We start from the raw sequence: 26,114 nt of genomic DNA on the forward strand, positions 1-26,114 counted from the left end.
CGGAGCGTGTTCCACAATATTGAAATAACGTTTCATAAAAACCAACATGAACCAGTCATCGACGCGCCCGGCCGTCATGGATTCCGCGAAAGAAAAAGACGGTTCCGGCGACGAGGTCACCGCGCTCGCACGCGGCCTGACGGTACTCCGGCGGGTCGCGGCCGCCGACGCCCCACTGTCCAACCGCGAGCTGACCGAACTGACGGGCATTCCAAAACCGACCGTCTCCCGGATCACCGCGACTCTCGTGAGCGCCGGCTTTCTGTTCCGTCTGCCCGACAGCGAGCGTTTCGTGCTCACGTCGTCGGTGCTGGAGTTGAGCAACGGCTTTCTGCGCAACTTCGACATCCGCGCCCGCTCGCGGCCGTTTCTGATCGAGCTGGCCGAGCGGACCTCGCTGTCCGTGCACCTTGCCGTGCGCGACCGGCTCGAAATGGTCGTCATCGATGCGATCAAGCCGCGCTCCGCCGTGCTGGTGTCGCGCCTCGACGTCGGCTCGCGGATGGACCTGAGCCGCACCGCCGTCGGACGCGCGTATCTGGCGGCGCTCACTGACACCGACCGCGAAAAGCTGCTGATCGGCTTGCAGGCCGCGGCAGGCGACGACTGGGGAAACATCAGCGCCCGGCTCGACGCGGCGCTGCGTGAAACGACCGCGCAAGGCTTCGCCATCGCGACGGGTGAATGGCACGAAGGGCTCAACGCGATTGCAGCCGGCTTCATCGGGCCTTCGGGCGAACGTTACGCGGTCAACTGCGGCGGGTCCGCGCATCAGTGCCCGCGCGACTGGCTCGTTTCGCGCGCGGCGCCGGCGCTGCTCGCGACGATCGACCGGATCGTCCACGAGATCGGCGGCACACCGGGGCGCCGGCTCGACGCCTGAGCACGGTGAGCCACAGTCGCGCGCCGCAGCGGCAAGCCGATGAAAAACCCGACATCCCGCTGACGCACGCCTTTCGACCGCGCGAAATCTGTGTAACGGTCGTAATCCGCCGAAAAATACGCCGCTGGACTGTAACTCGGCCCGGGACGTAGCATCATGCTTTCCCGCGCGCCCGGGGAAGCTGCCAGAGTCTTCCTCGCGCCCCGCCAGCGCATGCGCATCGGCAACGCGGGCGGGAACGCGCCCGGCAACGGACGCAGCGGCGGACACCAGCACGGCCAACAGGGAGGAGCCGTCAGTCATGCCGATAACGTGTCTGGCCGCGAGCGGCCGCCGTCACGTCACGGTCATCGCAATGAATCACGCATCAATTAGCATCGCGCAGGCACGCGCGATCAACACGAAGCGGCGCCCGGCGAAACTCGGCCGCGCGTATTGCACGTACACCAGCACGTACACCAGCACGTTTGCCCCAGCACGTTTGCCCTATTAAGCCAGCCACCTGATCGAACGATGGACGAACAAAAAAAGCAGTCTGAACCTTCACGCAACGCCGCCCCTGCCAGCCCGCCTCCCGGGCGCGATCCCGGTCCTGGACCTGGCGCGGTCAAGCGGCATCGCGGGCGCACGATCGCTCTGATCGTCGCCGTCGTGGTGATCGCGGGCATCGTGCTGGTGCGCTGGCATCCGTGGAACAAGACCACTGACGGCGCGAGCGCAGCAGCGGGCGCCAGCGGCGCACAGGCGGGACGTGCCAGCGGCGGCGGCCGCCGCGGCGGCGCAGGCGGCGCGAACCAGCCGCAACCCGTTCACGTGGCGACCGTCAAGCAAGGCGAAATGCCCGTCGTGCTGAATGCGCTCGGCACCGTCACGCCGCTTGCGAACGTCACCGTGCGCACGCAGTTGACAGGCACGCTGCAGACGGTCGCATTCCAGGAAGGTCAGATGGTCAACAAAGGCGATCTGCTCGCGCAGGTCGATCCGCGTCCGTATCAGATCAGTCTCGCGAATGCCGAAGGCACGCTCGCCAAGGACACGGCACTTCTGCAAACCGCCCGTCTCGACCTGAAGCGCTATCAGACGCTGCTGTCGCAAGACTCGATCGCGAGCCAGCAGGTGGACACGCAGGCGTCGCTGGTCAAGCAGTACGAAGGCCAGGTGAAGGCGGACCAGGCGAACATCGACACCTTCAAGCTCGATCTCACCTACGCGCGCATCACGGCGCCCGTCTCGGGCCGCGTCGGCCTGCGCCAGGTCGACGCCGGCAACTACGTGACACCGGGCGACACGAACGGCGTCGTCGTGATTACGCAGTTGCAGCCGATCAGCGTCATCTTCACGACCTCCGAAGACAACCTGCCCGCCATTCTCAAAGGCATGCGCGCGAACAAGAAGATGTCGGTGACGGCGTACGACCGCAGCAACACGACCTCGCTCGAAGCCGGCTATCTGGAAACCATCGACAACCAGATCGACACCACCACGGGCACCGTGAAGCTGCGCGCGACCTTCCAGAACAACGAAGGCCTGCTGTTCCCGAACCAGTTCGTCAACACGCGCCTGCTCGTGAACGTCGTGAAGGATGCCGTGATCGTGCCGACTTCGGCGGTACTGAACGGCTCGATGGGCGCGTTCGTGTATGTCGCGAAACCCGACAACACGGTAACGGTGCGTCAGGTGAAGGTCGGCCCCGTCGACGGCGAGCGCACCAGCATCGCGTCGGGCCTGCAGGTCGGCGAGCGCGTCGTGATCGACGGCTCGGACCGGCTGAAGGAAGGCGCGAAGATCACCATTCCCGCCGATCGTCCGCGCGGCGCGTCGGGGGCTTCAGGCGCATCGGCGGCCCATGCGGCTTCGGGCGCGTCCGGTGCGATGGGTGCCTCTGGCGCGCACCGTCATCGGCACGCGTCGCAGACGTCGGCGGAATAAGGCACGGCTGATACCGCATGAATCCATCCCGCGCCTTTATCCTCCGCCCGGTCGGCACCGCCCTGCTGATGGCGGCGATCATGCTGGTCGGGCTCGTCGCACTGCGTTTTCTGCCGCTGTCCGCGCTGCCCGAAGTCGACTACCCGACCATCCAGGTGCAGACGTTTTATCCGGGCGCGAGCCCGGATGTGATGACGTCGTCGGTGACGGCGCCGCTTGAGCGCCAGTTCGGGCAGATGCCGTCGCTGAACCAGATGTCGTCGCAAAGCTCGGCCGGCTCGTCGATCATCACGCTGCAGTTCAGCCTCGACCTGCCCCTCGACGTCGCCGAGCAGGAAGTGCAGGCGGCCATCAACGCGGCGGGCAACCTGCTGCCGTCCGACCTGCCCGCGCCGCCCATCTACGCGAAGGTCAATCCCGCCGACGCGCCCATCATCACGCTCGCGATCACCTCGAAGACGCTGCCGCTCACGCAGATCCAGGACATCGCCGACACGCGCCTCGCGCAGAAGATCTCGCAGGTCGCGGGCGTCGGCCTCGTGAGCCTGTCGGGCGGCCAGCGCCCCGCCGTGCGCATCCAGGCCAATCCGCGCGCGCTCGCGTCGTACGGGCTGAATCTCGACGATCTGCGCACCACGATCTCGAACCTCAACGTCAACACGCCGAAGGGTAACTTCGACGGCCCGTCGCGCTCGTACACGATCAACGCGAACGATCAGCTGACCGACGCCGACGCGTACAAGAGCGCTGTCGTCGCGTACAAGAACGGCCGCCCGGTGATGCTGACGGACGTCGCGAACATCGTGGCCGGCGCGGAGAACACGAAGCTCGGCGCATGGGTCGACAGTACGCCCGCGATCATCCTGAACGTGCAGCGCCAGCCGGGCGCGAACGTGATTCAGGTGGTGGACAGCATCAAGAAGCTGTTGCCGACGCTGCAGCAGTCGCTGCCCGCCGCGCTCGACGTGCAGGTCGTCACCGACCGCACGACGACGATCCGCGCGTCCGTGCGCGACGTTCAGTTCGAACTGATGATGTCGGTCGTGCTCGTCGTGCTGGTGATGTATCTGTTCCTCGCGAACATCTACGCGACCATCATCCCCAGCCTGTCGGTGCCGCTCTCGCTGATCGGCACGCTCGCTGTGATGTACCTCTGCGGCTTCTCGCTCGACAACCTCTCGCTGATGGCATTGACGATTGCAACGGGCTTCGTGGTCGACGACGCGATCGTGATGATCGAGAACATCGCGCGCTACGTCGAGGAAGGCGAGTCACCGTTAGAGGCCGCGCTGAAAGGCTCGAAGCAGATCGGCTTCACGATTATTTCGCTGACGGTCTCGCTGATCGCGGTGCTGATTCCGCTGCTGTTCATGGGCGACGTGGTCGGGCGGCTCTTCCATGAGTTCGCGATCACGCTTGCCGTGACCATCGTGATCTCGGCCATCGTGTCGCTGACGCTCGTGCCGATGATGTGCGCGAAGCTCTTGCGCCACACGCCGCCGAAGGAAAGCCACCGCTTCGAAGCGCGCGCGCACGCGGCCATCGACTGGGTGATCGCACGCTATGCGGTCGCGCTCGAATGGGTGCTCGACCGGCAGCGCTCGACGCTCGTCGTCGCCGTGCTGACGTTGGTGCTGACGGGCGTGCTGTACGTCTACATTCCAAAGGGCTTCTTCCCGGTACAGGACACGGGCGTGATCCAGGCGATCACGCAGGCGTCGCAGTCGGTGTCGTATGCGTCGATGGCCGAGCGCCAGCAGCAGCTCGCCGCGGAAATCCTGAAGAACCCGAATGTCGAAAGCTTGACCTCGTTCATCGGTGTGGACGGCAGCAATATCACGCTGAACAGCGGCCGCATGCTGATCAACCTGAAGCCGCGCGACGACCGCGACGCGACCGCGAGCCAGGTGATCCGCCAGTTGCAGCGCGACACGTCGCACATTCCCGGCGCGACGCTCTATATGCAGCCGGTGCAGGATCTGACCATCGATTCGACCGTCAGCCCGACGCAGTACCAGTTCATGCTGACCGATCCGAATATCGACGAATTCGCGACCTGGGTGCCGAAGCTGATGGAGCGCCTCGCGCAGTCGCCTGAAATCGTCGACGTCGCAACCGACCTGCAGAACAACGGCCAGTCGGTGTATGTCGAGATCGACCGCGCGTCGGCGGCCCGCTACGGCATCACGCCCGCCACCGTCGACAACGCGCTCTACGACGCATTCGGCCAGCGCATCATCTCGACGATCTTCACGCAGTCGAACCAGTACCGCGTGATTCTCGAAGCGCAGCCGACCATGCAGCACTACACGGAGTCGCTGAACTCGATCTATCTGCCGTCGTCGACGTCGTCGGGCGGACAGGTGCCGCTCAACTCGATTGCGAGCTTCCACGAAAGGCCCGCGCCGCTGCTCGTCACGCACCTGAGCCAGTTCCCGGCCACGACCGTCTCGTTCAACCTGGCTCCTGGCGCGTCGCTTGGCGCGGCCGTGAAGGCGATCCAGCAGGCGGAAAAAGACATCGGCCTGCCCGCTTCGTTCCAGACGCGCTTCCAGGGCGCGGCGCTCGCGTTCCAGGCGTCGCTCTCGAACGAGCTGTTCCTGATCCTCGCGGCCATCGTCACGATGTACATCGTGCTCGGCGTGCTGTACGAGAGCTTCGTGCACCCCATCACGATTCTTTCGACGCTACCGTCGGCGGGCGTCGGCGCGCTGCTCGCGCTGCTCGTCACGGGCCACGATCTCGACATCATCGGCATCATCGGCATCGTGCTGCTGATCGGTATCGTAAAGAAGAACGCGATCATGATGATCGACTTCGCGCTCGAAGCGGAGCGCGAGCACGGCAAGCCGCCGCGCGAAGCGATCTATCAGGCCTGTCTGCTGCGCTTCCGCCCTATCCTGATGACGACGATGGCAGCGCTGCTCGGCGCGCTGCCGCTGATGCTCGGCACGGGCGCGGGTTCGGAGCTGCGCCGTCCGCTCGGTATCGCGATTGCGGGTGGCCTGATCGTCAGCCAGCTGCTGACGCTCTTCACGACGCCCGTGATCTATCTCGGCTTCGATTCGATTGCGCGGCGTCTGCGCGCGCGCTTTCATCGCGAAGGTCATAGCGACGGTCCGACCCGGCCGCCCGTCACCGACGCCGACGCCTGAATGAAGAGGCCGAACCGATGAACCTGTCGCGCCCCTTCATTCAACGCCCGGTCGCCACCACGCTGCTCGCTATCGGCATTGCGCTGGCGGGCCTCTTCGCGTTCGCGAAGCTGCCCGTCGCACCGTTGCCGCAGGTTGATTTCCCGACCATCTCGATTCAGGCGAGCCTGCCGGGCGCGAGCCCGGAGACGGTCGCGACCAGCGTGGCCAGCCCGCTCGAACGGCATCTCGGCACGATTGCCGACGTCACCGAGATGACCTCGTCGAGCTCGGTCGGCTCGGCGCGCATCACGATGCAGTTCGGCCTGAACCGCAACATCGACGGCGCCGCGCGCGACGTGCAGGCGGCCATCAACGCGGCGCGCGCCGACCTGCCCGCGAGCCTGCGCTCGAACCCGACTTACCACAAGGTCAATCCCGCCGACGCGCCGATCCTGATTCTCGCGCTCACGTCGAAGACGATGACGGCGGGCCAGTTGTACGACTCGGCGGCGACCGTGCTGCAGCAGTCGCTGTCGCAAGTGGACGGCGTCGGCGAAGTCGACGTGAGCGGCTCGGCGAACCCCGCCGTGCGGGTCGAACTGGAGCCGCAGGCGCTGTTTCACTACGGCATCGGTCTCGAAGACGTGCGCGCGGCACTGGCGTCGGCGAATGCGAACAGCCCGAAGGGCTCGATCGAGTTCGGTCCGAACCACGTGCAGCTCTACACGAACGACCAGGCGAAGAAGGCCTCGCAATACAAAGATCTCGTGATCGCGTATCGCGACGGCGCCGCCGTGCATCTGTCCGATGTCTCTGAAGTCGTCGATTCCGTCGAAGACCTGCGCAACCTCGGCCTGATGAACAACGAGCGCTCGGTGCTCGTGATTCTTTACCGGCAGCCGGGCGCGAACATCATCGAGACGATCGACCGCGTGAAGGCGATGATCCCGCAGCTGAAGGCGTCGCTGCCCGCCGCTGTCGAAGTCACGCCGACGGCCGACCGCTCCACCACCATCCGCGCGTCGCTGAAGGACACACAGTTCACGCTGATGATCGCCGTGGCGCTCGTCGTAATGGTCGTGTTCCTGTTCCTGCGCAACTGGCGCGCCACGCTGATTCCGAGCGTCGCGGTGCCGATCTCGATCATCGGCACGTTCGCGGCGATGTACCTGCTCGACTTTTCGATCGACAACCTGTCGCTGATGGCGCTGACCATCGCGACGGGCTTCGTCGTCGACGACGCGATCGTCGTGCTGGAGAACATCTCCCGGCATATCGAGAACGGCATGCCGCGCATGAAGGCGGCCTTCGTCGGCGCGCGCGAAGTCGGCTTCACGGTGATGTCGATCAGCATCTCGCTCGTCGCCGTGTTCCTGCCTATTCTGCTGATGGGCGGGATCGTCGGGCGGCTGTTCCGCGAGTTTGCGCTGACGCTGTCGCTGGCGATTGGCGTGTCGCTGATCGTGTCGCTGACGCTCACGCCGATGATGTGCTCGCGCCTGCTGTCCGAGCCCCACGAAAAGAAAGAGGAAGGCCGTTTCGCGCGCTGGCTGGAGCGCGGCTTCGACTGGATGCAGCGCGGCTACGAGCGCACGCTCGGCTGGTCGCTGGCGCATCCGCGGCTGATTCTCGTCGTGCTGGTCGCGACGATCGGACTGAACGTGTATCTGTACATCATCGTGCCGAAGGGCTTTTTCCCGCAGCAGGACACGGGCCGGCTAGTGGGCGGCATACAGGCCGACCAGTCCACGTCGTTCCAGGCGATGAAGGTGAAGTTCTCCGAGATGATGAAGATCGTCCAGGCGAACCCGGCCGTCGACAGCGTGGTGGGGTTCACGGGCGGACGGCAGACCAACTCGGGCTTCATGTTCGTGTCGCTCAAGTCGAAGAGCGAGCGCAAGATTTCCGCCGATCAGGTGATCCAACAGTTGCGCGGGCCGCTGGCGGACGTCGCTGGAGCACGCACGTTCCTGCAGGCGGTGCAGGATATTCGCGTGGGCGGCCGGCAGTCGAACGCACAGTATCAGTTCACGCTGCTATCGGACTCGACTGCCGATCTCTACAAATGGACGCCGATTCTGACGGAAGCGCTGCAAAAGCGCCCTGAACTCACCGACGTCAACTCCGACCAGCAGCAAGGCGGTCTGGAAGCGATGGTGACGATCGACCGGGCGACGGCGGCGCGTCTGAACATCAAGCCCGCGCAGATCGACAACACGCTGTATGACGCCTTCGGCCAGCGCCAGGTCTCGACCATCTACAACCCGCTGAACCAGTATCACGTCGTGATGGAAGTCGCGCCGAAATACTGGCAGAGCCCAGACATGCTCAAGCAGGTGTGGATCAGCACGTCGGGCGGCAGCGCGAGCGGCTCGCAGTCGACCAATGCGACGGCGGGCACGGTCACGTCGAGCGCGACGTCGAGTGCTTCATCGGGCGGCACGGGAGGCACGACGTCATCGAGCGCGGCCGCTGTCGCGGGCGATGCCGCGCGCAATCTGGCGAACAACTCGATTGCGGCGAGCGGCAAGTCGAGCGCATCGACGGGTGCAGCCGTGTCGACGTCGAAGGAAACGATGATTCCGCTTTCCGCGATTGCGAGCTTTGGGCCGGGTAGCACACCGCTAGCGGTGAACCACCAGAGCCAGTTCGTCGCGTCGACGATCTCGTTCAACCTGCCGCCGGGCAAGTCGCTGTCGGAAGTGACGGATATCATCTACCAGACGATGGCCGAGATCGGCATGCCGGGGACGATCCGCGGCAGCTTCCAGGGCACGGCGCAGGCGTTCCAGCAGTCGATGTCCGACCAGCCGATTTTGATTCTCGCGGCGCTCGCGGCGGTTTATATCGTGCTTGGGATTTTGTACGAGAGCTATATTCATCCGCTGACCATTTTGTCGACGTTGCCGTCGGCGGGGGTCGGGGCGTTGCTCGCGCTGCTGCTTTTTAATACCGAGTTCAGCATCATTGCGCTGATTGCGGTGATTCTTCTGATTGGCATCGTGAAGAAGAACGCGATCATGATGGTCGATTTTGCGATCGATGCGTCGCGGAAAGGGCTTTCTTCTCGTGAAGCGATTGAGCAGGCTTGTCTTTTGCGCTTCCGGCCGATCATGATGACTACGTGCGCTGCGCTGTTGGGCGCGCTGCCGCTCGCGTTTGGGCGCGGTGAAGGGGCGGAGCTGCGGGCTCCGCTTGGCCTCGCTATTGTGGGCGGCTTGATTGTGAGCCAGATGCTCACGCTCTATACCACGCCTGTGGTTTATCTTTATATGGATCGGATTCGGGTTCGGTGGGAAACCAGGCGCAAGCGAGGTGCGGCGGCCTCCGGTGCGTGAGATTTAGGGTTGGTTTTGTCTGCGACGCTGGGTGGGCTGCTAGTGTTTTCGCTGGCATCCGCGTTATGGTGTTTGCCATTCGTTTTCGTTGGCATCCGCGTTACGGTGTTTGCCGTTCAAGCGTCGCCCCTGTGCGGGGCGGCACCTACTTTTCTTTGCCGCCGCAAAGAAAAGTAGGCAAAAGAAAGCGGCTCACACCGCCAGCCCGTGTTCTTATCCACGGGCCCCCAACGGCCCCACGCTTCACACGGCAGTGCCCGGGTTAGTGCTCGTTGCCAACGCTTCGAATCAGCGCCTCACCCGCTTCGAATACCCGTGCACAGGCTAGTGGCAGCGAATGGTATGTGCCGCCCAGGTGGCAAACTGTGTGTAGGTTGTCGCGTCGTACGGGGTAGCGCTCTTACAGGGTGGGACGCGTGTACTATCGGTCCGAAGTGAAGCGTGTGGAGCACTTGGGCCGACACACAGTTTGCCACCTGAGCGGCCGTGGACTATCTGGCACGGCATCCTGTAGTACGCGTGTGTGAAGTGGGTGAGGCGCACCGCAAGAGCGTTGGCAACGAACAAAGGTCACATGATTGCCGTGTGAAGCGTAAGACCTTTTGGGGGCCCTCAGGCAAGAAGAAATGTTGGCGGTGTTAGCCGCTTTCTTTTGCCTACTTTTCTTTGCGGCGGCAAAGAAAAGTAGGTGCCGCCCCGCACAGGGGCGACGCTTGAACGGCAAACACCGCAACGCGGATGCCAACGAAAACACCAGCAAACCACCCAGCGTCGCAGACAACAAAAAACCTTAAAGCTTCTGCGCCATCGCCAGATCAAATATCCTGACCCACTGCCGGGCCTCGCGTTCGGACCTCACAGGTAAGCGCCACTCGGGATGCGCCGCATCCTTAACATCAAGCTTGACCTGCCAGCGCTCCCCATCCCGCACCGGCTGCGCCTCCCGAAGATCCGCAAAAATATACGAACCCCTCAGACCAGCGACCTGCAAGTCACACAACCGCTTCCCCGCCGCGAGGCGAACCTCACCCCATTCGCCCTTGAGTTCGTGAGTCCAGTCGCCATCGCGAATATTCGCCGACACTTCCTTATGCCGACGCCACCACCACGCAAGTGCCGCAAGCACGAGTGCGGCAAACAGGATCGCAGCACCCACAGCCACGCCAAGCCCAAAATGCGCAGAGAGCGCATGAAACGCCTGCACGCAGCCATAAATCAACGCAATCAGAGCCAACAGCGCAACGACGATAGGCATGGCAACGTGTCCTGCAATGGCGGCGCGATATCTAAAACGCAAGCAACAAAACAGCAATCAGATGCCGCGCAGCGTAAAAGGAAAATATCGACCGACGCCCGCTCAGGGCTACTTATGCGTCGCGGTCCACTGCTTCAGAGCCTGCATCGTGTTCTCGACATGCTTGTCGGGCGAAAGACTCGTGTACTCATAAATGATCTTGCCGTCAGGCGCAATCACATACGACACGCGGTTCGCCATCGACGCATGCATCGGCAACCCCGCGTCATACGCGTTGATGACCTTCGAGTCGGGATCGGCGGCAACGGGGAATTTGCTGCGGCATTCGCTGACCGAGAACTTCGTCAACGTGTCGATGTTGTCGTGCGACACACCAATCACGGTCGCGCCGTACTTCTTGTACTCATCCACAGCTTCCGCGAATTCGTGCGCCTCGATCGTGCAGCCCTTCGTGAAAGCAGCGGGATAGAAGTACAGCACCACCGGGCCCTTCTTCAACGCATCGGCCAGCGCATAGGTGTACGTCTTGCCGCCCAGCGACGCCTGCGTCGTAAAGTCCGGCGCGCTGTCGCCCGGCTTGAGCGTCGCGGAAGCCGTCAACGTATACAGCGACATACCCGCGCACAGCGCAGCCGCCAGCGCGAACGGCACAATCTTTAGCTTCATGTCGAATCCTCGAATCGTAAGCGCACGATGCCCGTGCAACGCCTCGCGACGCTATGCCTTACAACATGAAGCGTCGAGGCTCAACTTGCGCCCCATATTGGACCACGTTTGGCAATTGCGCGTCGTCAGCCGGACAAGATGGACACGACGCGCGAGTCAGTCGCCAATCATCTGGCTATCAGTCGCCCAGATGCGCGCCAAACCACGCAGCCGCCGACAGATTCAGCTCGGCCAGCACGATCGGCGTAAGCGCGCCGAATTCTTCCAGCGACTGCGCGCTCGCCACGGCAGCCGCATCCTGCGCCTCGCCCGCCGCTTCCGCGATGCTCAGCAGCGCGCCCATCTGCCCCGCTCGCTCGACGATCGCATCGCGAATCAGCGGCGAGAGATCGAGCGGATCTAGTGTAGCGTCCGGCGTCGAATCGACGAGCACATGCACAAGCGAGAACACGCCCGTCATGAACGCGGCGTCAGCAAACGCCTCGTCGTTCGGGCGAATCCAGCGCGCCGCCAGCTCCATGAAGCGGGCGCGCGTCCCCGCGAGTTGCACGAGCGGGTCGGAGCGCCACGGCAGATCGCCGCCGCCCGCGTACAGCAGCAGTTGCGCCCAGCGCGCGATCTGCCGCGTGCCCGTCGCGATGATCGCCTCGCGCAGCGACGAGATGTTGCGCCCGAGCCCGAACGCGCTCGAATTGACGAGCCGCAGCAGTTGCATCACGACATTCGGATTGCGCTTCAGCTCATCTTCGAGCTCGACGATGCCCGCTTCACGCGCGAGCAGCGCGAGCAGCCGCAGCAGCGAGGTGCGCGACGAGCGCGTACGGCGCGTCGACAGCACCTGCGGCCGCGCGAAGAAATAGCCCTGGAAGAGATCGAAACCGAGATCGCGGGCGAGCGCGAAGTCCTCGCGCGTCTCGACCTTTTCGGCGATCAGCGTCTTGCCGCGACTGGCGAGCGCCTTCGCGAGGGCCGGTAGTTGCGCGCGGTCCGTCTGCAGGAAATCCACCTTGACAATATCCGCGTACGGCAGCGCAGTGAGCAGGTTCGGCGACAGTTCGCACACGTCGTCGAGCGCGATGCGAAAGCCCGCGCGGCGCAAGTCGGCGATGCGCGCGATGAGCCGCGCGTCGAACTGCACCGTCTCGAGGATTTCGAGCACGAAGCGCTCAGGCTCCATCAGATGCACGATGTCGTCGAACAACAGGTCGCGGCTGATGTTCACATAGCCGCGATGCGCGCCGAGCACGGAAGGCACGCCGATGCCGCCGATCGTGCGCACCACCACCTGCGCGGTGGCCTGCGCGTCGTCGGAAACCTGCGCGTAATTTTGCGCGCTGCCGCGAAACAGCAGCTCGTAAGCGTGCAGCGCGCCGTCGCGGTCGAGAATCGGCTGACGCCCGACATAGACGAACTGCGCCGATGAGATCGCCTCGTCCTCTTCGCCTGCTTGCGCAAACGTTTGGGGGCGGCCGGCTTCGTCGTTTTGAAACGGATCAGGCATTTTTAGCGGCTGCTTGGATTCGGAAAACGGCATGCTTGCGGGGTCGCCAACTCGCGCCCCGTCCGGGGGAATAACGGAGCGCGTTCGCCGCCACTTTAGCGGAATCCATCAGCGATGCACAGGCATCCAGGGTAGCCGCGAATCCTTACCATATGTTATGGCGCTTTTTGTGTCTGAAAGCTAAAGATTCTGCCGCAAACGTCGTTATCCCGTTCTGATGGACGGCCTCGCGCCTGCCCCGATCGGTCGGCCGACGGGCATCGCAAGGACGTCCAGCCTCAAGACGAACCGGGTAGTCAGCGACACACATGGAAGCGACCAGGATCACCCCAGCCCGCCGGGGCTTGCTGCGCACGGCAATCGACCGATTCCGCGCGGCCCGTCAGCCCGCGCGCGCGACGGTCGCACCAGGCGCATCTGGTTCGCCAGGTGCTTCGCACGGGCTCGAACAGGCCGCGCATGCCGTCGACTTCCTCGCGCACGTGGCGCGCAATCTCACCTTTCTGTATGTCTCCGAGGCGAGCCTGCGCTTCATCGGCTATCACCGCGAATATCTGCAAACGGTCACGCTGCACGAACTCGTCGCACCCAGCGACGTCGCCCGCCTCGACGCCGCGCTGCGCCGCGCCGACGAAAGCGGCGCCGTCGAAAAAGTCACGCTGGATCTGATCAAGTCGCTGACCTACCCCGTGCCTGTCGAGCTGCGCATTGCGCGCAACTGTCACGACGGCATCGAAGGGTATGCGATCGCGGGCTTCGACGTGTCGAGCTGGCGCGCGACGGAAGCGAGCCTCAAGCATCAACTGCATCACGACAACCTGACGGGCCTCGCGAACGTGCCCGCCCTCGTCGAGGAAATGCGTCACGCGCAGCAGGAGGCGGACGCGACGGGCAAGTCGGCCGCCCTGCTGCTGCTCGATCTCGACGACTACCAGCGCGTGAACCGCGCGCTCGGTTACGACGCCGGCGATGAAATGCTGCGCGACACCGCACGCCGCCTGTCCAACATGACGACGCAAGGCGAAGTGATCGCGCGCATTTCCAGCGACGAGTTCGCGATCCTGCTGCCGCCCGCGCACGCGCGCGCCGACACCGCGATCGCTGCCGAAGCGCTCGCGCGGCGTCTATTGACGGCAATCCAGCAACCGTACACGTTCAACCGCCAGCCGGTGCATCTGTCGGCGAGTGTCGGCATCGCGCTGTATCCGGACACTCAGCACTCGGGCGAATCGTCCGAACACGCGCCGCGCGACAGCCAGCTATTGCGCTGGGCGGACCATGCGCTGGCACGCGCAAAGGCGGCCGGCGGCAACACGCTCGCGTTCTACGTGCCCGACGACAGCCCCGCCGACGCCGAGCGCCTGAAGCTCGAATCGGATCTGTACGACGGCGTGCGCAATGGCGAGTTCTCGCTGCACTTCCAGCCGATCACGAGCAGTCAGTCGCACGGCGTGGTCGGCGTCGAGGCGTTGATTCGCTGGCAGCACCCTGTGCATGGGCTCGTGCCGCCGTCGATGTTCATCCCGCTCGCCGAATCCGTCGGCCTCATCAACTACCTGGGCAACTGGGTGCTGAAGGCCGCGTGCATGCAGTTGATCCGTTGGGACATACAAGGCATCCGGCTGCAATACGTCGCCGTCAATGTGTCGCCGCAGCAGTTCCGCGATCCGCGCTTCAAGGAAAGCGTGCGCGAGGCGATCGCGCTCACGGGCATCGATCCGCACCGGGTCGTATTCGAGATCACGGAAAGCCTGCTGATGCACGACCCGCAGCACGCGACGGCATTGCTCGAAGAGCTCACGGGCATCGGCATCCGCTTCGCCGTCGATGATTTCGGCACGGGCTATTCGAGCCTTGCGTATCTGCAACGCTTCCCGCTCGCGAAACTGAAAATCGACCGGAGTTTTGTGGAGAATCTGTTAACCTCGCGCAACGATCAGGCGATCGTCAGCGCCGTCGTGGGCCTCGCGCAAACCCTCGATCTCGAACTCGTCGCCGAAGGCGTCGAGACGGAAGCGCAGCGTGAACTGCTCACCGAGATGGGCTGCGGTCACATCCAGGGCTGGCTCGTCTGCAAGGCACTCCCATCGGAAGAACTCGCACAGCGCTTCGCATCGCGCGCGCTTCACGTGCATGGTGAAGCGTGACTGACATGACGCGTGTTGATATTGGGCACAGTCAACGTCACGACTTGCCACTCACTGGAACTTGTATGGCTCTTGCGGGACTCTCATGCTAAAGGCTGCGCTGCTTGACCGGCTCTGGGCTCGCATGAACGAGCGCGGCGATTTCCCGATGCTGCAGCAGTCGCTCCGCTCGACGATGGCCGCGATGAATAACGATGACCTCGATTTCAGCGCCCTCGTGCAGATCGTGCTCTCCGACTTCGCGTTGACACAGAAGGTGTTGCGTCTCGCGAATTCGGCGATGTACATGGCGTTCGGCGGCAACATCACCACGGTCTCGCGCGCGTTGATGGTGCTCGGCATGGATGCCGTCGGGCATCTCGTGGTCGGCCTGAAGATCGTCGATCACTTTCATCACAGCGTGCCGCGCCGTATCGACGCGAAACTCGAACTCAACCGCACGATGCTGTCGGGCTGCGTCGCGCGCAAGCTCACCGAGCGCGGCGACCTGCGCGACGGCGAAGAGGCTGTCGTCTGCACGCTGATGCGCCAGATCGGCAAGCTGCTCGTGGTGTTCTATCTCGATGCCGAGTGGGACCATATTCGCCGCCAGATCGATACAGGCATGGGCGAGAACGAAGCCTGCGAAACCGTGCTCGGCGTGACGTTCCAGGAAATCGGCCTCGAAGCGGCGTCGCGCTGGCGCTTGCCGGAGATGATCCGCGTCGGCATGACCGAGTTCGATCCGCTGCAGGACGACGAGCCGCGCCAGGTGCAATGGCTGCGCGCGATCACGAACTACTCGACGGAAGTCGCGAACGTGCTCACGCAGCCGCATCTGCCTCAGGCACAGCGCGACGTGCGCATCGCCGAACTTGCGCAGCGCTACAGCCGCACGCTCAACGCCGATCCCGAAGTACTCGTCGACATGAGCCTGACGCTCGCCGAAGAAGAGACCCGCGACGGCGTGATGCGCGAGATCTTCGAACTGCGCGCGAATGCCGATGCGATTGCGCGCGAGACGCTCGATCCCGAGTCGTGCATCCGCGCGGGCGTCAGTGAATTGCAGGCGTTGCCGAGCGACAGCGGACTCGCACCCGCGCTCGCGATGGCGTCGGAAACGGTGCTCGCAGGTTTGCAGTTCGAGCGCACCGTCGTATTCGTGCGCCATGGCAGCGGCATCTTCAAGGCGACGATGGGCTTCGGCGCGAAGATCGATGCCGCGCTGCCGAAGCTCAGCTTTGCAGCGGCCTTCGCGCCCGACGTGTTCCATCTCGCGATTGCGAACTCGGTCGGCATCTTCATCGAAAACGCGCGCGATCCGAAGATGCACGCGCGCTTGCCGGACTGGTATCGCCGCGCGTTCGAAGGCGTGCATTCATTTGTGCTGCTGCCCGTGGTGCTGGAGAACAAGTCGACGGTCGCCCTGCTCTATGGCGACTGGGCGCATCATGACGTACGGCGCCGCATCTCGCAGCGGGAAATGGCCGCGCTCAACGAACTGGCGCGCGAGTTAGGACGGTTCTTCGCGCATGCGCCTGTGAGCGAAGTCGAAACGCTCTAACGAAAGACGAGCGCCCTCTTCCATCGACATGCGCGGCTCATGAGTTCGAGCCGCGCATTCTCCCGCATCAATCCTCGATCCGCTCCAGCCCCGTCGCCTCAGCGCTGCGGTCGGCGACGCCCGCCCACGCAGCCGCCACCAGACCCATTTGCGCGACGTCGAGCACCTGCAGACCTTCGAGCCGTTCGCACACGCTGCCGATCTCGGTCCATGCGCCGCGTTCGAGCGCCTCGATCACCGTCAGCAACGTGCCCAACACGCCTTCACGCAACAGGATGGCGTCGCGGATCGGCTTGGACAGCGCGAGCACATTCAGCGTGTGTTCGAGCGAGCCGCCGAACACCGAGTCGACGAACGAGAACACGCCCGTGAGGAACGCCGCGTCGGTTTCGTCGCGTCCCGCTTCGGGCAGACGCTGCACGGCGAGTTCCATGAAACGCGCACGCGTCGCGGCGAGTTGCAGCAGCGGATCGTCTTCGAGCGCAACCTTGCGGCCGTCCGCGTAAAGCAGCAGTTGTGTCCAGCGCGCGATGCGGTTCGTGCCCGTCGCGTTGATCGCTTCGCGCAAGGTCGTGACCTTGCGTCCCATCGCGAGACCACTCGAGTTGGCAAGACGCATCAGATGCATCACCAGCACCGGGTTCAGTTTCAGCTCGGCTTCGAGCTGCGCGACGGTCGGCTCGCCACCGAGCAGTTGCAGCAGATTCAGCAGCGCGTGGCGCGGCGCGCTGACCTTGCGCGCGGCCGCGCCCTGCGGATGCGCGAAGTAATAGCCCTGGAAGCGGTCGAAGCCGAGATCGAGCGCCTGCTCGTACACTTCCTGCGATTCGACGCCCAGCGCGATCAACAGCTTGCCCGCCGATTTCAGCACGCTCGCAAACTTGGGGAGCATGGCTTGCGGGATGCGGTGCATGTCGATCTTCACGGCGTCGGCATACGGCAGCAGGCGCGCGAAGGTATCGTTGGCCTGCGCGACGTTGTCGATCACGAAGCGATAGCGGCGCCCATACAGTTCGACGATGCGCGAGATCAGTTGATCGTCCGCGACGATGTCGGGCGGCAGCTCGAACATGAAGCGATCGGCGGGCAGGCTGCGGATCGCGTCGTCGAACAACAGCTCACGCGTGACGGGCAGATAATCGGGATGATTGGCCAGCGCGGCGCGCACGTCGGGCTGCAGGATCGCGTGGATGATGGATCCGGCGGCGCCGGCTTGCGCCTCTGGCTGCTCGCCTTCCGTTTCCTGCTCGCCGGATTCGGCGGCGGGCGCCTGATACAGCTTGAGTTCGAACGCGCACAACATGTTGTCGCGGTTCAGGATGGGCTGACGGGCAAACGAAACGTTTGCGCGCGCGTCCTGCGCAAAGCCCGGAACGTCTTCTGCCTGGCGTTCCTCAGCGACTGCGGTGGTGGTCATTCCGGTCCCCTGTCCGGCCAGCGTTCGCGCTTCATTGCTTACGCTGGTCCCATGCAAGTAGTTGCGGCGAAGCGTGGCGCTTCGTGCTCTCGTCTGTTGAGTATCGTTCTGGCGGCTTCATCCGACATGCGTGGCTGCACCCGCAACATATCGAGCCGTCTTTCCCCGTGCGCAGATTTTAGCGCACGCGGCCATGCGCAGGAGCATGAAGAAGCGAAAAAAGACTGGAAAACAAGGGCAAAAAAACGGCCGCATGAAGCGGCCGTTCGACGTTCGACTCCGGCGCGACGATCCGCGCCGGATGAAGCGCGCATTACTTCAACGTGACCTTGACGTCGAAATACTTCGCCGCGAGCTTGTCGATCGTGCCGTCGGCTTTCAGTTCCTTGAGCGCCTGGTTGACGGCGTCCTTCAGCTGGGCGTCGCCCTTGCGCAGACCGAAGCCGACGCCCGAACCGAGCAGCTTTTCATCCGACACGGCCGGGCCCGCGAATTCGAATCCCGCCCCTTGCGGCTTCTTCAGGAAGCCCTTCGACGCCGCTTCCCCGTCGAGGAATGACGCATCGAGACGGCCCGCGACGAGGTCCGCATAGACCTGATCCTGCGCCTGATACGGAACGACGTCGACACCGAGGGGCGCCCACTTCGCCTTTGCGTAGGCCTCCTGGATCGAGCCTTGCAGCACGCCGACGTGCTTGCCCTTCAGCGATGCCGCTGTCGGCTGCAGACCGCTGCCCTTCTTCGCGATCACCTGGTTGGGGATCACGTAGATGGGATCGGTGAAGTCGATGACGGCACGGCGCTGGTCGGTGATCGACATGTCCGAGTTGATCGCGTTGAACTTGCGGGCCTGGAGCGCGGGAATCAGACCGTCGAACGCGTTCTCGACCCATACGCATTTAGCCTTGAGCTTGGCACAGACGGCGTTGCCGATGTCGATGTCGAAGCCCTGCAGGTCGCCAGCGGGCGACTTCGATTCGAACGGCGCATACGACGCCTCGACGCCGAAGCGGATTTCCTTGATCTCAGCTGCCGTTGCGGCCGTTACCGTCGCTGCCATCAAGGTGCCCGCCACTGCGGCAAGCGTGGCCATCTTTTGCCAACTCATTTTCATTAAAGCTTTCCTCAAGAAGTGCCTGTGGGCGGAATGCCCCGCCTTGGGCGTGCCGCGATCATGGGCACGCCAAAAATACGGTTCAAACACCGTCGTGCGGTTTGGTGCGGCGCACAAGGCGACGCGAGCGCGGGATTTTACAGGGTCTTCCTCAGCCACCCCCGTCGAGTGCACCGGCTTTGCGTTTCGTCGTGCGCTGATAGGTTCGGCTCAAATCAGAAAAATCCTGTCGCAACGACGCAATCCTCCTTAGGAAATTCGCCGGCACTCAAGAAACCGCTAGAGGTTGTGATGCAAATCTGTCGATAGATTCAGACGACTGGCATGCCGTCGTGCTTGCGGCGCGTCAGCGTACCCGCCGCCACACGACGACGCAATACGCCTATAGGCTAATACGCTAATTGCTTCGTATTGCGTATGATATTTTCATTAAGGATTACGACATTATTTTTTTACAAAAATAGTGTCGATATCCCTCGCACTCCAAGCATCCCAGGCGAATCTTCGAGCATCGACTGCAATGAAACACAGCACGGCCATTCCGCTGACACCACTAGCGACCAGCGCGGGCGACGTCAACGCGCCGCCATCGGGTCCGCGCTTCAAGCGGCGTTTTCACGTCATGGCCAAGCCGACGGGGTCGGCCTGCAATCTCGATTGCACGTATTGCTTCTATCTCCACAAGGAACAGCTGCTCGACCAGCGCCGCGGCGATTTCATGAACGACGAGACGCTGGAAACGTTCGTCCGTCAATACATCGAAGGGCAGGACGGCGAGCAGATCGTTTTTTCGTGGCAAGGCGGAGAGCCGACCCTCATGGGGCTCGACTTCTTTCGCAAGGTCGTGCGCCTGCAAGAGAAGTACAAAAGCGCGGGCCAGCGCATTGAAAACAACCTGCAAACCAACGGCACCGCGCTCGACGACGCGTGGTGCGCGTTTCTGAAACAGCACGATTTTCTCGTCGGCCTGTCGATAGACGGGCCGCGCGAGCTGCACGACGCCTACCGCGTGTCCCGCTCGGGCAAGCCCACGTTCGACAGGGTCATGCGGGGACTCGAATGCATACACCGTCACGGCGTCGCCTTCAATGCGCTCGCCGTGATCAACCGGCTCAACGCACGCAGACCGATCGACGTTTATCGCTTCCTCACGCGAGAAGTCGGTGCGACTTACCTGCAGTTCAATCCGTGCGTCGAAGCCAGGACATTCAAACAGGTTGCGCCGCAATTCTGGGACGAGGCATCGATTCCTGTGGTCGGCACCGAACGGGCGAAACCGGGCGCGGCGGATTCCGTCGTCACCGACTGGTCCGTCGATCCCGACGACTGGGGCTATTTCCTGAGCCGCACTTTCGACGAGTGGTATCGCGAGGATCTGGGCCGGGTGCTGGTCAACCTCTTCGAAACGGCCGTCGCGCAGACCATGGGCCTACCGTCGCAGCTCTGCATCACCGCCCCTTTCTGCGGCAAGGGGCTCGCGATGGAGCACGACGGCCGCGTCTACTCCTGCGATCACTACGTCTATCCCGAATACGAACTGGGCGACATCTTCAGCCATCCACTGCATCACGTTGCGTTTTCTGAGCGCCAGAAAGCCTTCGGATTCGGCAAGAAGGACACCCTTCCGAAGTACTGCCTGCAATGCCCGCACCTGAACCTGTGCTGGGGCGAATGTCCGAAGAACCGCCTCGTTCGTGCGCCGGACGGCGAGCCCGGACTCAACTATCTATGCCCGGGGATCAGGCAGTTTCATGCGCATGCCGGCCCAAGGCTGCGGCAGATCGCCCGCAGCCTCCAGCCCGGATAGCCTGGCCGGCCCGTCCTCCACGCGTTCAAACACAAAGCGGATGGAAATCCGTCCGCGTCGCCTCCTGCCGCCTCGTTTTCGCAGGAGACATTCAAGTGCAGCACCCATAGCCAACAAGAGCAATCGATGGAAAAAAAGACCATGCCTCTCAGACACATGCTCAAACGCAAGGTCGTCACGGCGCTGTCCGCGGCGGTATCCGGATGGCTCGCGTTGAGCCCCGTCGCGCACGCAGCCGACACTACCCGGCCGCCGAATATTCTCGTCATCTTCGGCGACGACATCGGTCAGACCAACATCAGCGCGTATGGCCAGGGTGTCGTCGGCTACCAGACACCCAATATCGACCGCCTCGCCCACGAAGGGATGATGTTCACCGACTACTACGCGGAGAACAGTTCGACAGCGGGCCGCTCTTCGTTCATCACGGGGCAATCGCCGTTGCGCACGGGCTTGAGCAAGGTGGGCGTTCCCGGCGTGCCGCAGGGGCTGCAGGCGTCAGATGTGACGATCGCCCAGGCGCTGAAGCCGCTCGGCTATGCGACGGGCCAGTTCGGCAAGAATCACCTGGGTGACCGCAACGAGTATCTGCCGACTGTCCACGGCTTCGATGTGTTCTACGGCAACCTCTATCACCTGAATGCGGAAGAAGAGCCGGAACGTCCGTACTGGCCGAAAGCCGACACACCGCAAGGCAAGGCCTATGCGAAGTATTTCATGCCGCGCGGCGTGATGGACTGCAAGGCCTCGGACCATGACGACACCACCGTCGATGCGCGCTTCGGCAAGGTCGGCAGACAGGTCTGCACGGACACGGGCCCGCTCTCGTCCAAGCGCATGGAAACCATCGACGACGAGACGACAGGCCGCGCCATCGACTTCATGAAGGAACAGTCCAAGGCGGACAAACCGTTCTTCGTCTGGATGAACACCACGCGCATGCACGTGTTCACCCACGTGCGCCCAGAGTACAAGGACAAGGGCGGCATGGCCGGCAACACCTACGCGGATGGCATGTGGGAGCACGACCAGGACGTCGGCAAGCTGCTCAAGTCGCTCGACGAAATGGGGATCGCCGACAACACGATCGTCGTCTATACGACGGACAACGGTCCGAACCAGTTCACATGGCCGGACGCCGCGACAACGCCGTTCCGCAACGAGAAGGACTCCAACTACGAAGGCGCGTTCCGCGTGCCTGCCATGGTGCGCTGGCCCGGCCACGTCAAGGCGGGACAGGTCTCCAATGAAATCTTCTCCGGCATGGACTGGTTCCCCACGCTGCTTGCGGCTGCCGGCGACACCAGCATCAAGGAGCGTCTGCTGAAGGGCGCGAGCATCGGCGGGCAATCCTTCAAAAACCATCTGGACGGCTACAACCAGTTGCCGTACCTCGAAGGCAAGCAGGCGAAGAGCGAGCGCAAGGAGTTCTACTACTTCGACGACGACGGCGTGCTGGTCGACATGCGTTACGGCGACTGGAAGTTCGTCTATTGCGAACAGCGCGCTCCCGGCGGCTTCGCGGTGTGGAACAACCCGCTGACCTGTCTGCGCGTGCCGAAGATCTTCAATCTGCGCATGGACCCGTACGAGCGCGCCGACGTCGTCTCCGACCAGTACTACGACTGGACGACCAAGAACGTCTATGTGCTCTACGGCGCGATTGCGGAGACGGCAAGATTCCTCGACACCTTCGTCGCGTATCCGCCCGCGCAGACTCCTGCCAGCTTCACGGTGGATGGCATACGCGCCGGCGTCGATGCCGAGATCGCGCGCAACAACGCACGTGCGAAAGCGATGACCAAAAAGTCCGACTGACGCGCCATCCCGTCTCGCGAGGCACGCGCTTCCCGCGTGCCTCGCGGCTGACGGCGCACCAGGCACCCGATTCGCGACGCCTGCTCGCATCGACATCATTCTTCGAAGGCTATGCCTGTGATTAGACCGATCCTGTTGATCATGCTCAGCATGGCCGCCTCCGGCTGCACGATGCCGCGATCCATTTCCGTGCTCGGCTCGTTCTTTCCGGACTGGCTCTTTTGCGCCATCGCCGGGCTCGTGCTCGCGCTGATCGTGCGCGGCCTGCTGATCCGGCTCGGACAGGAGCGCACATTCGGCCCGCCCGTGATGGTGCAGCCCACGTTGATGCTGCTCTTTTCGCTGCTGGTCTGGCTGGTCTTCTTTTAACGCTGCAACATCGTCAATCAGAGCCTTCCGATGGCCGTTCGCCCCAACACATTGAAAAGCAGAAAGTGGCCCGCGCTGATGCTTGCCGTCATCACGCTGGCTCTGCTCGCCTACGTCATCTGGCGCGTGGATACTTCACCCGGCACCGACGACGCCTATGCCCAGGCCGACACCATCGATGTGGTGCCCGACGTCAGCGGACGCATCGTCGAGATGGCTGTCAAAGATAATCAGCTGGTCAACAAGGGCGACCTGCTGTTCCGTGTCGATCCGCGCCCGTTCGAGGATGAACTCGCGCGAGCCAAGGCATCGCTCGTCGCGCTCGACAAACAGATCGCGCTCACGCGGCGTGTGGTCACGGCACAGCAGTACGGCGCCGATTCCGTGCATGCTCTCGTCGAGCGCGCCCGCGTCACAGCCGCGCAAACGGCGGAAACGCTGCGGCGCACGCAGCCTCTGCTGGCACCGGGCTATGTGTCCGCGGAGGACGTCGATCGGGTCCGCACCGCCCAACGCGCGGCCGAGGCCGACCTGGTCGCCGCGCGGCTCCAGGCCCAGCAGGCCACCTCGGCCGTCACGGGCGTCGATGCGCTAGTCGCGCAACGCGACGTGGTCCTCGCCGACATTGCGCTGATGCAGTTCCGCCTCGACATGACGACGGTGCGCGCCCCCTTCGACGGCCGCGTGGTGTCGCTAAAAACCTCCGTCGGCCAGTTCGCTTCGGCGCTCAAGCCGATCTTTACGCTGATCGATACACGGCACTGGTACGTCGTCGCCAACTTCCGCGAGACCGAACTCAAGAACATTCGCCCCGGCACGCCCGCTACCGTTTATCTGATGAGCGATACGGGCAAGCGCTTCAAGGGCAGGGTCGATTCGATCGGCTACGGCGTGCTGCCCGACGACGGCGGCCTCGTGCTCGGCGGACTGCCGCGCGTACAGCGCAGCATCAACTGGGTGCGGGTTGCGCAGCGGTTTCCCGTGAAGATCCTGGTCGATCAACCCGATGCGGAACTGTTCAGGATCGGCGCGTCGGCCGTCGCGCAGTTGAACCCGCAGGCCGCCGATAAACCCCGTTCCTGAGTCCGCGATGAAACTGGCCGACTACGTGCCGGAGCCTCTCCAGGCTCTGGCGAGCTTTTTCCGTGAGGAACTGACCGAGGCGCGTCCCGGGCGCGTCGCTCAGGCAACCCAATTGGGCTCGCTCTGTCTGCTCGTCGTGTTTGTGTCGATGACACTGAGCGTGCCGATGATCGCGGTGTCCCTGATCGTGCTGTTTTACGGCGTACAGCAGAACGCGTTTTTTACCAGGGTCGTTGCCGTCGTATTCGTCGTCGCGACCGTGCTCGACGTCGGCTGCCTGTTTCTGGTGCTCAAATACGCTTACGGTTATCCGTTGATCCGCATTGCCGCAGCCAGCCTGATTCTGTTCGTCAGCATGTATCTGATGCGCGTGAACAAGCTTGGGCTGATGTTCTTCGCGGTTGCGCTGGTGGCCGCCTACGGTCAAACCATCCCCGATTCGCTGGACTTTCCGGAAATCGCGGTACGCGCTTTGATGTGGGCGGTCATCGCGGGCATGTATCCCGTTTTGCTCATGGTGATCGTGTGCGGCTTTCTGTTCCCTTCCCGTCCCGTCGCCCTGTTGCAGCGCGAATTGCATCGTCAGCTCTCCGATGTATCGGCGCGTCTCGAACAGATGCGCGGCGCGGCGCTAACGGACGCATCGGCGGCATCGCCTGCCACGCGCATCGAAAAAGACACACTGGCGCTGCAAGGGCTGCACACCTTCGCCACGTCGGACGACGCCGGCTATCGCGCGATCGCACCGTACTGGAAAGCGTGCATCGCCGCCGCCGGCTACCTGCGCGCGAAGACGAACGCACTCGCCGAACGCCCGCTCCCGATGGGCGATGCCGGACGTGCGCTTGTGAGCAGGCTGAGGGACGAAGTGGCGGCGCTGAACGCGTCAGTCGAGCGGGCCGAGCCGTATCGCGGCACATGGATACCGACCCATGCTGAGCGCGCAACCGCCACGACGTTCGGTCTGGACGGTCTATGCCATACCTTGCAGGATCTGACGCGTTTCGACTTCGGACAACCGGCGCCGAAGGCGCCAAAGGACGAAATGTTCGTCCCCGACTCGCTGACGAACCCGTGTATCTGCGCTTCGCGCTCAAGGTGACGCTGGCCGCATTGATCTGCTACGTGTTCTATCACGGCGCGCAGTGGGACGGCATCCATACCAGCCTGCTGACCTGCGTGATCGTCGCGTATCCCAGCACGGGCGCGTCGTTCCAGAAAATGATGCTGCGCTGTGGCGGCGCACTGATCGGCGCGCTGCTCGCTTTGCTCACGACCATCGTCATCATCCCCCGCCTCGACGGCATCTTTGGCTTTCTGCTGATGCTCGCCCCGATATTCTTCGCGGGTGCGTGGGTGGCCACGGGCTCCGAGCGCTCGTCCTATATCGGTACGCAGTTCGTGTTCACCTTCGCGATGGCCACGCTGGAAAACGGGTTCCGTCCGTCTGCCGATCTGGGCGAGATTCGCGACCGCGCGATCGGCATCCTGATTGGCATCGTCGTGTCGGCCGTGGTCTACACGTTCATCTGGCCCGAGAGCGAGGTGAATACGATCCGCCAGAAACTCGCCGATGCGCTGCGCGAAGCAGGCAAGCTCATTCGTCACCCCGAGTGTGCGGGCGGTTCCGAACAGCTGGGCTATCTGCAACAACGCGTGGCCTGCTGGAACGCGCTCAAGAACTGCGAAGACATGGTGGAGCGCGTGGCAATGGAAGTCAACCTGCCATCCGCCACGCGACAAGCGATGCTGCAACGCACGCGCGACGTTCTGGATGGCGGCCGGCAGATTGTCGATCAATGGGACGTCTTGCGTGACAGGCTGGGTGCCGAAGGCCATGAAGAACCTGTCGCAGATCAGGCATGGGACGCGTGGCGTCAGCAGGCAGCAGAAGCACTCGACCACTACGCCGACGGGCTGGCTGCGCAGCCGCCCGTGGCTGCCCCGCCCCGCTCGCTGCCCGTTGCTCCATCCGCCAACCCGCCATCGCCCCTCGCCACACAAGCGTGGCAACTGGCCACGCAGATTATCGAACTACCGGATTGGACGACGACGGTTGCTTCCGGCATCGACACCGCCGCTACGCAACCGGGAAAGAGCATTTGAC

18 protein-coding genes are annotated in these 26,114 nt (G+C 63.4%); 13 read left to right on the forward strand and 5 right to left on the reverse strand.

What is annotated here, in order from left to right; all coding sequences use genetic code 11:
* The first annotated feature begins 46 nt into the window (after positions 1–46).
* From C2L64_RS10440 to C2L64_RS10460, 5 genes are all read left to right on the forward strand, one after another.
* Positions 47–883 carry an IclR family transcriptional regulator gene (locus tag C2L64_RS10440; RefSeq protein ID WP_007588400.1) on the forward strand — a complete coding sequence of 279 codons (837 nt, stop codon included), beginning with the start codon at positions 47–49 and terminating at the stop codon, positions 881–883.
* 301 nt (positions 884–1,184) lie between these two features.
* Positions 1,185–1,376 (forward strand): hypothetical protein, encoded by a 192-nt coding sequence (locus C2L64_RS10445; protein ID WP_090838501.1) that lies wholly within the window; start codon positions 1,185–1,187, stop codon positions 1,374–1,376.
* 20 nt (positions 1,377–1,396) lie between these two features.
* Complete coding sequence (locus C2L64_RS10450; protein WP_090838499.1) at positions 1,397–2,812, forward strand: MdtA/MuxA family multidrug efflux RND transporter periplasmic adaptor subunit; 1,416 nt, start codon at positions 1,397–1,399, stop codon at positions 2,810–2,812.
* Between the two features lie 17 nt (positions 2,813–2,829).
* Entirely contained in the window at positions 2,830–5,967 is a 3,138-nt protein-coding gene (locus C2L64_RS10455) for an MdtB/MuxB family multidrug efflux RND transporter permease subunit (protein ID WP_090838496.1), read from the forward strand.
* 17 nt (positions 5,968–5,984) lie between these two features.
* Positions 5,985–9,287: an efflux RND transporter permease subunit gene (locus tag C2L64_RS10460; protein WP_079486145.1), complete on the forward strand. Its 3,303-nt coding sequence runs from the start codon at positions 5,985–5,987 to the stop codon at positions 9,285–9,287.
* A gap of 790 nt (positions 9,288–10,077) precedes the next feature.
* Here C2L64_RS10460 and C2L64_RS10465 read toward each other — a convergent pair.
* The 3 genes from C2L64_RS10465 to C2L64_RS10475 form a co-directional block, all read right to left on the reverse strand.
* Positions 10,078–10,542, reverse strand: coding sequence for a hypothetical protein (locus C2L64_RS10465; protein ID WP_079486147.1), 465 nt, complete (start codon positions 10,540–10,542; stop codon positions 10,078–10,080).
* Between the two features lie 108 nt (positions 10,543–10,650).
* Complete coding sequence (locus C2L64_RS10470; protein WP_007588394.1) at positions 10,651–11,208, reverse strand: peroxiredoxin; 558 nt, start codon at positions 11,206–11,208, stop codon at positions 10,651–10,653.
* A gap of 178 nt (positions 11,209–11,386) precedes the next feature.
* On the reverse strand, positions 11,387–12,709 hold the full coding sequence (locus C2L64_RS10475) for an EAL and HDOD domain-containing protein (RefSeq protein ID WP_051058239.1): 1,323 nt from the start codon (positions 12,707–12,709) through the stop codon (positions 11,387–11,389).
* A gap of 308 nt (positions 12,710–13,017) precedes the next feature.
* Here C2L64_RS10475 and C2L64_RS10480 point away from each other — a divergent pair, with 308 nt between their 5' ends.
* Both C2L64_RS10480 and C2L64_RS10485 read left to right on the forward strand, forming a co-directional pair.
* Positions 13,018–14,856: a putative bifunctional diguanylate cyclase/phosphodiesterase gene (locus C2L64_RS10480; RefSeq protein ID WP_090838494.1), complete on the forward strand. Its 1,839-nt coding sequence runs from the start codon at positions 13,018–13,020 to the stop codon at positions 14,854–14,856.
* Between the two features lie 85 nt (positions 14,857–14,941).
* Positions 14,942–16,399, forward strand: a complete 1,458-nt coding sequence (locus tag C2L64_RS10485; RefSeq protein WP_079486151.1) for an HDOD domain-containing protein — start codon at positions 14,942–14,944, stop codon at positions 16,397–16,399.
* Positions 16,400–16,466: 67 nt separating this feature from the next.
* Here the strand turns inward: C2L64_RS10485 and C2L64_RS10490 are convergent, their stop codons facing one another.
* Both C2L64_RS10490 and C2L64_RS10495 read right to left on the reverse strand, forming a co-directional pair.
* Entirely contained in the window at positions 16,467–17,816 is a 1,350-nt protein-coding gene (locus tag C2L64_RS10490) for an EAL and HDOD domain-containing protein (RefSeq protein ID WP_090838493.1), read from the reverse strand.
* Between the two features lie 313 nt (positions 17,817–18,129).
* A complete protein-coding gene (locus C2L64_RS10495) occupies positions 18,130–18,930 on the reverse strand; it encodes an ABC transporter substrate-binding protein (RefSeq protein WP_007743493.1) in 801 nt (266 codons plus the stop codon).
* 520 nt (positions 18,931–19,450) lie between these two features.
* On the opposite strand from C2L64_RS10495, the gene C2L64_RS10500 reads away from it, so the two are divergent.
* The 6 genes from C2L64_RS10500 (at position 19,451) to C2L64_RS10520 (ending at position 26,113) form a co-directional block, all read left to right on the forward strand.
* Positions 19,451–20,737, forward strand: coding sequence for an anaerobic sulfatase maturase (locus C2L64_RS10500; RefSeq protein WP_090838491.1), 1,287 nt, complete (start codon positions 19,451–19,453; stop codon positions 20,735–20,737).
* 126 nt (positions 20,738–20,863) lie between these two features.
* Positions 20,864–22,555, forward strand: coding sequence for an arylsulfatase (locus C2L64_RS10505; RefSeq protein ID WP_090838489.1), 1,692 nt, complete (start codon positions 20,864–20,866; stop codon positions 22,553–22,555).
* Positions 22,556–22,666: 111 nt separating this feature from the next.
* Positions 22,667–22,924, forward strand: coding sequence for a YtcA family lipoprotein (locus C2L64_RS10510; RefSeq protein WP_007588384.1), 258 nt, complete (start codon positions 22,667–22,669; stop codon positions 22,922–22,924).
* A 30-nt stretch (positions 22,925–22,954) separates the two neighbouring features.
* A complete protein-coding gene (gene mdtN / locus C2L64_RS10515; RefSeq protein WP_090838487.1) occupies positions 22,955–24,007 on the forward strand; it encodes a multidrug transporter subunit MdtN in 1,053 nt (350 codons plus the stop codon).
* Between the two features lie 7 nt (positions 24,008–24,014).
* The gene (locus C2L64_RS53180; RefSeq protein ID WP_158660502.1) at positions 24,015–25,109 is read left to right on the forward strand and encodes an FUSC family protein; all 1,095 of its coding nucleotides are present in this window, start codon (positions 24,015–24,017) and stop codon (positions 25,107–25,109) included.
* Complete coding sequence (locus tag C2L64_RS10520) at positions 25,082–26,113, forward strand: FUSC family protein (RefSeq protein WP_158660503.1); 1,032 nt, start codon at positions 25,082–25,084, stop codon at positions 26,111–26,113. Before C2L64_RS53180 ends, C2L64_RS10520 begins: the two co-directional genes overlap by 28 nt.
* The last annotated feature ends 1 nt before the right edge of the window (position 26,114 follow it).

It is taken from the genome of Paraburkholderia hospita, assembly GCF_002902965.1.
GTDB classification, from domain to species: Bacteria; Pseudomonadota; Gammaproteobacteria; order Burkholderiales; family Burkholderiaceae; genus Paraburkholderia; species Paraburkholderia hospita.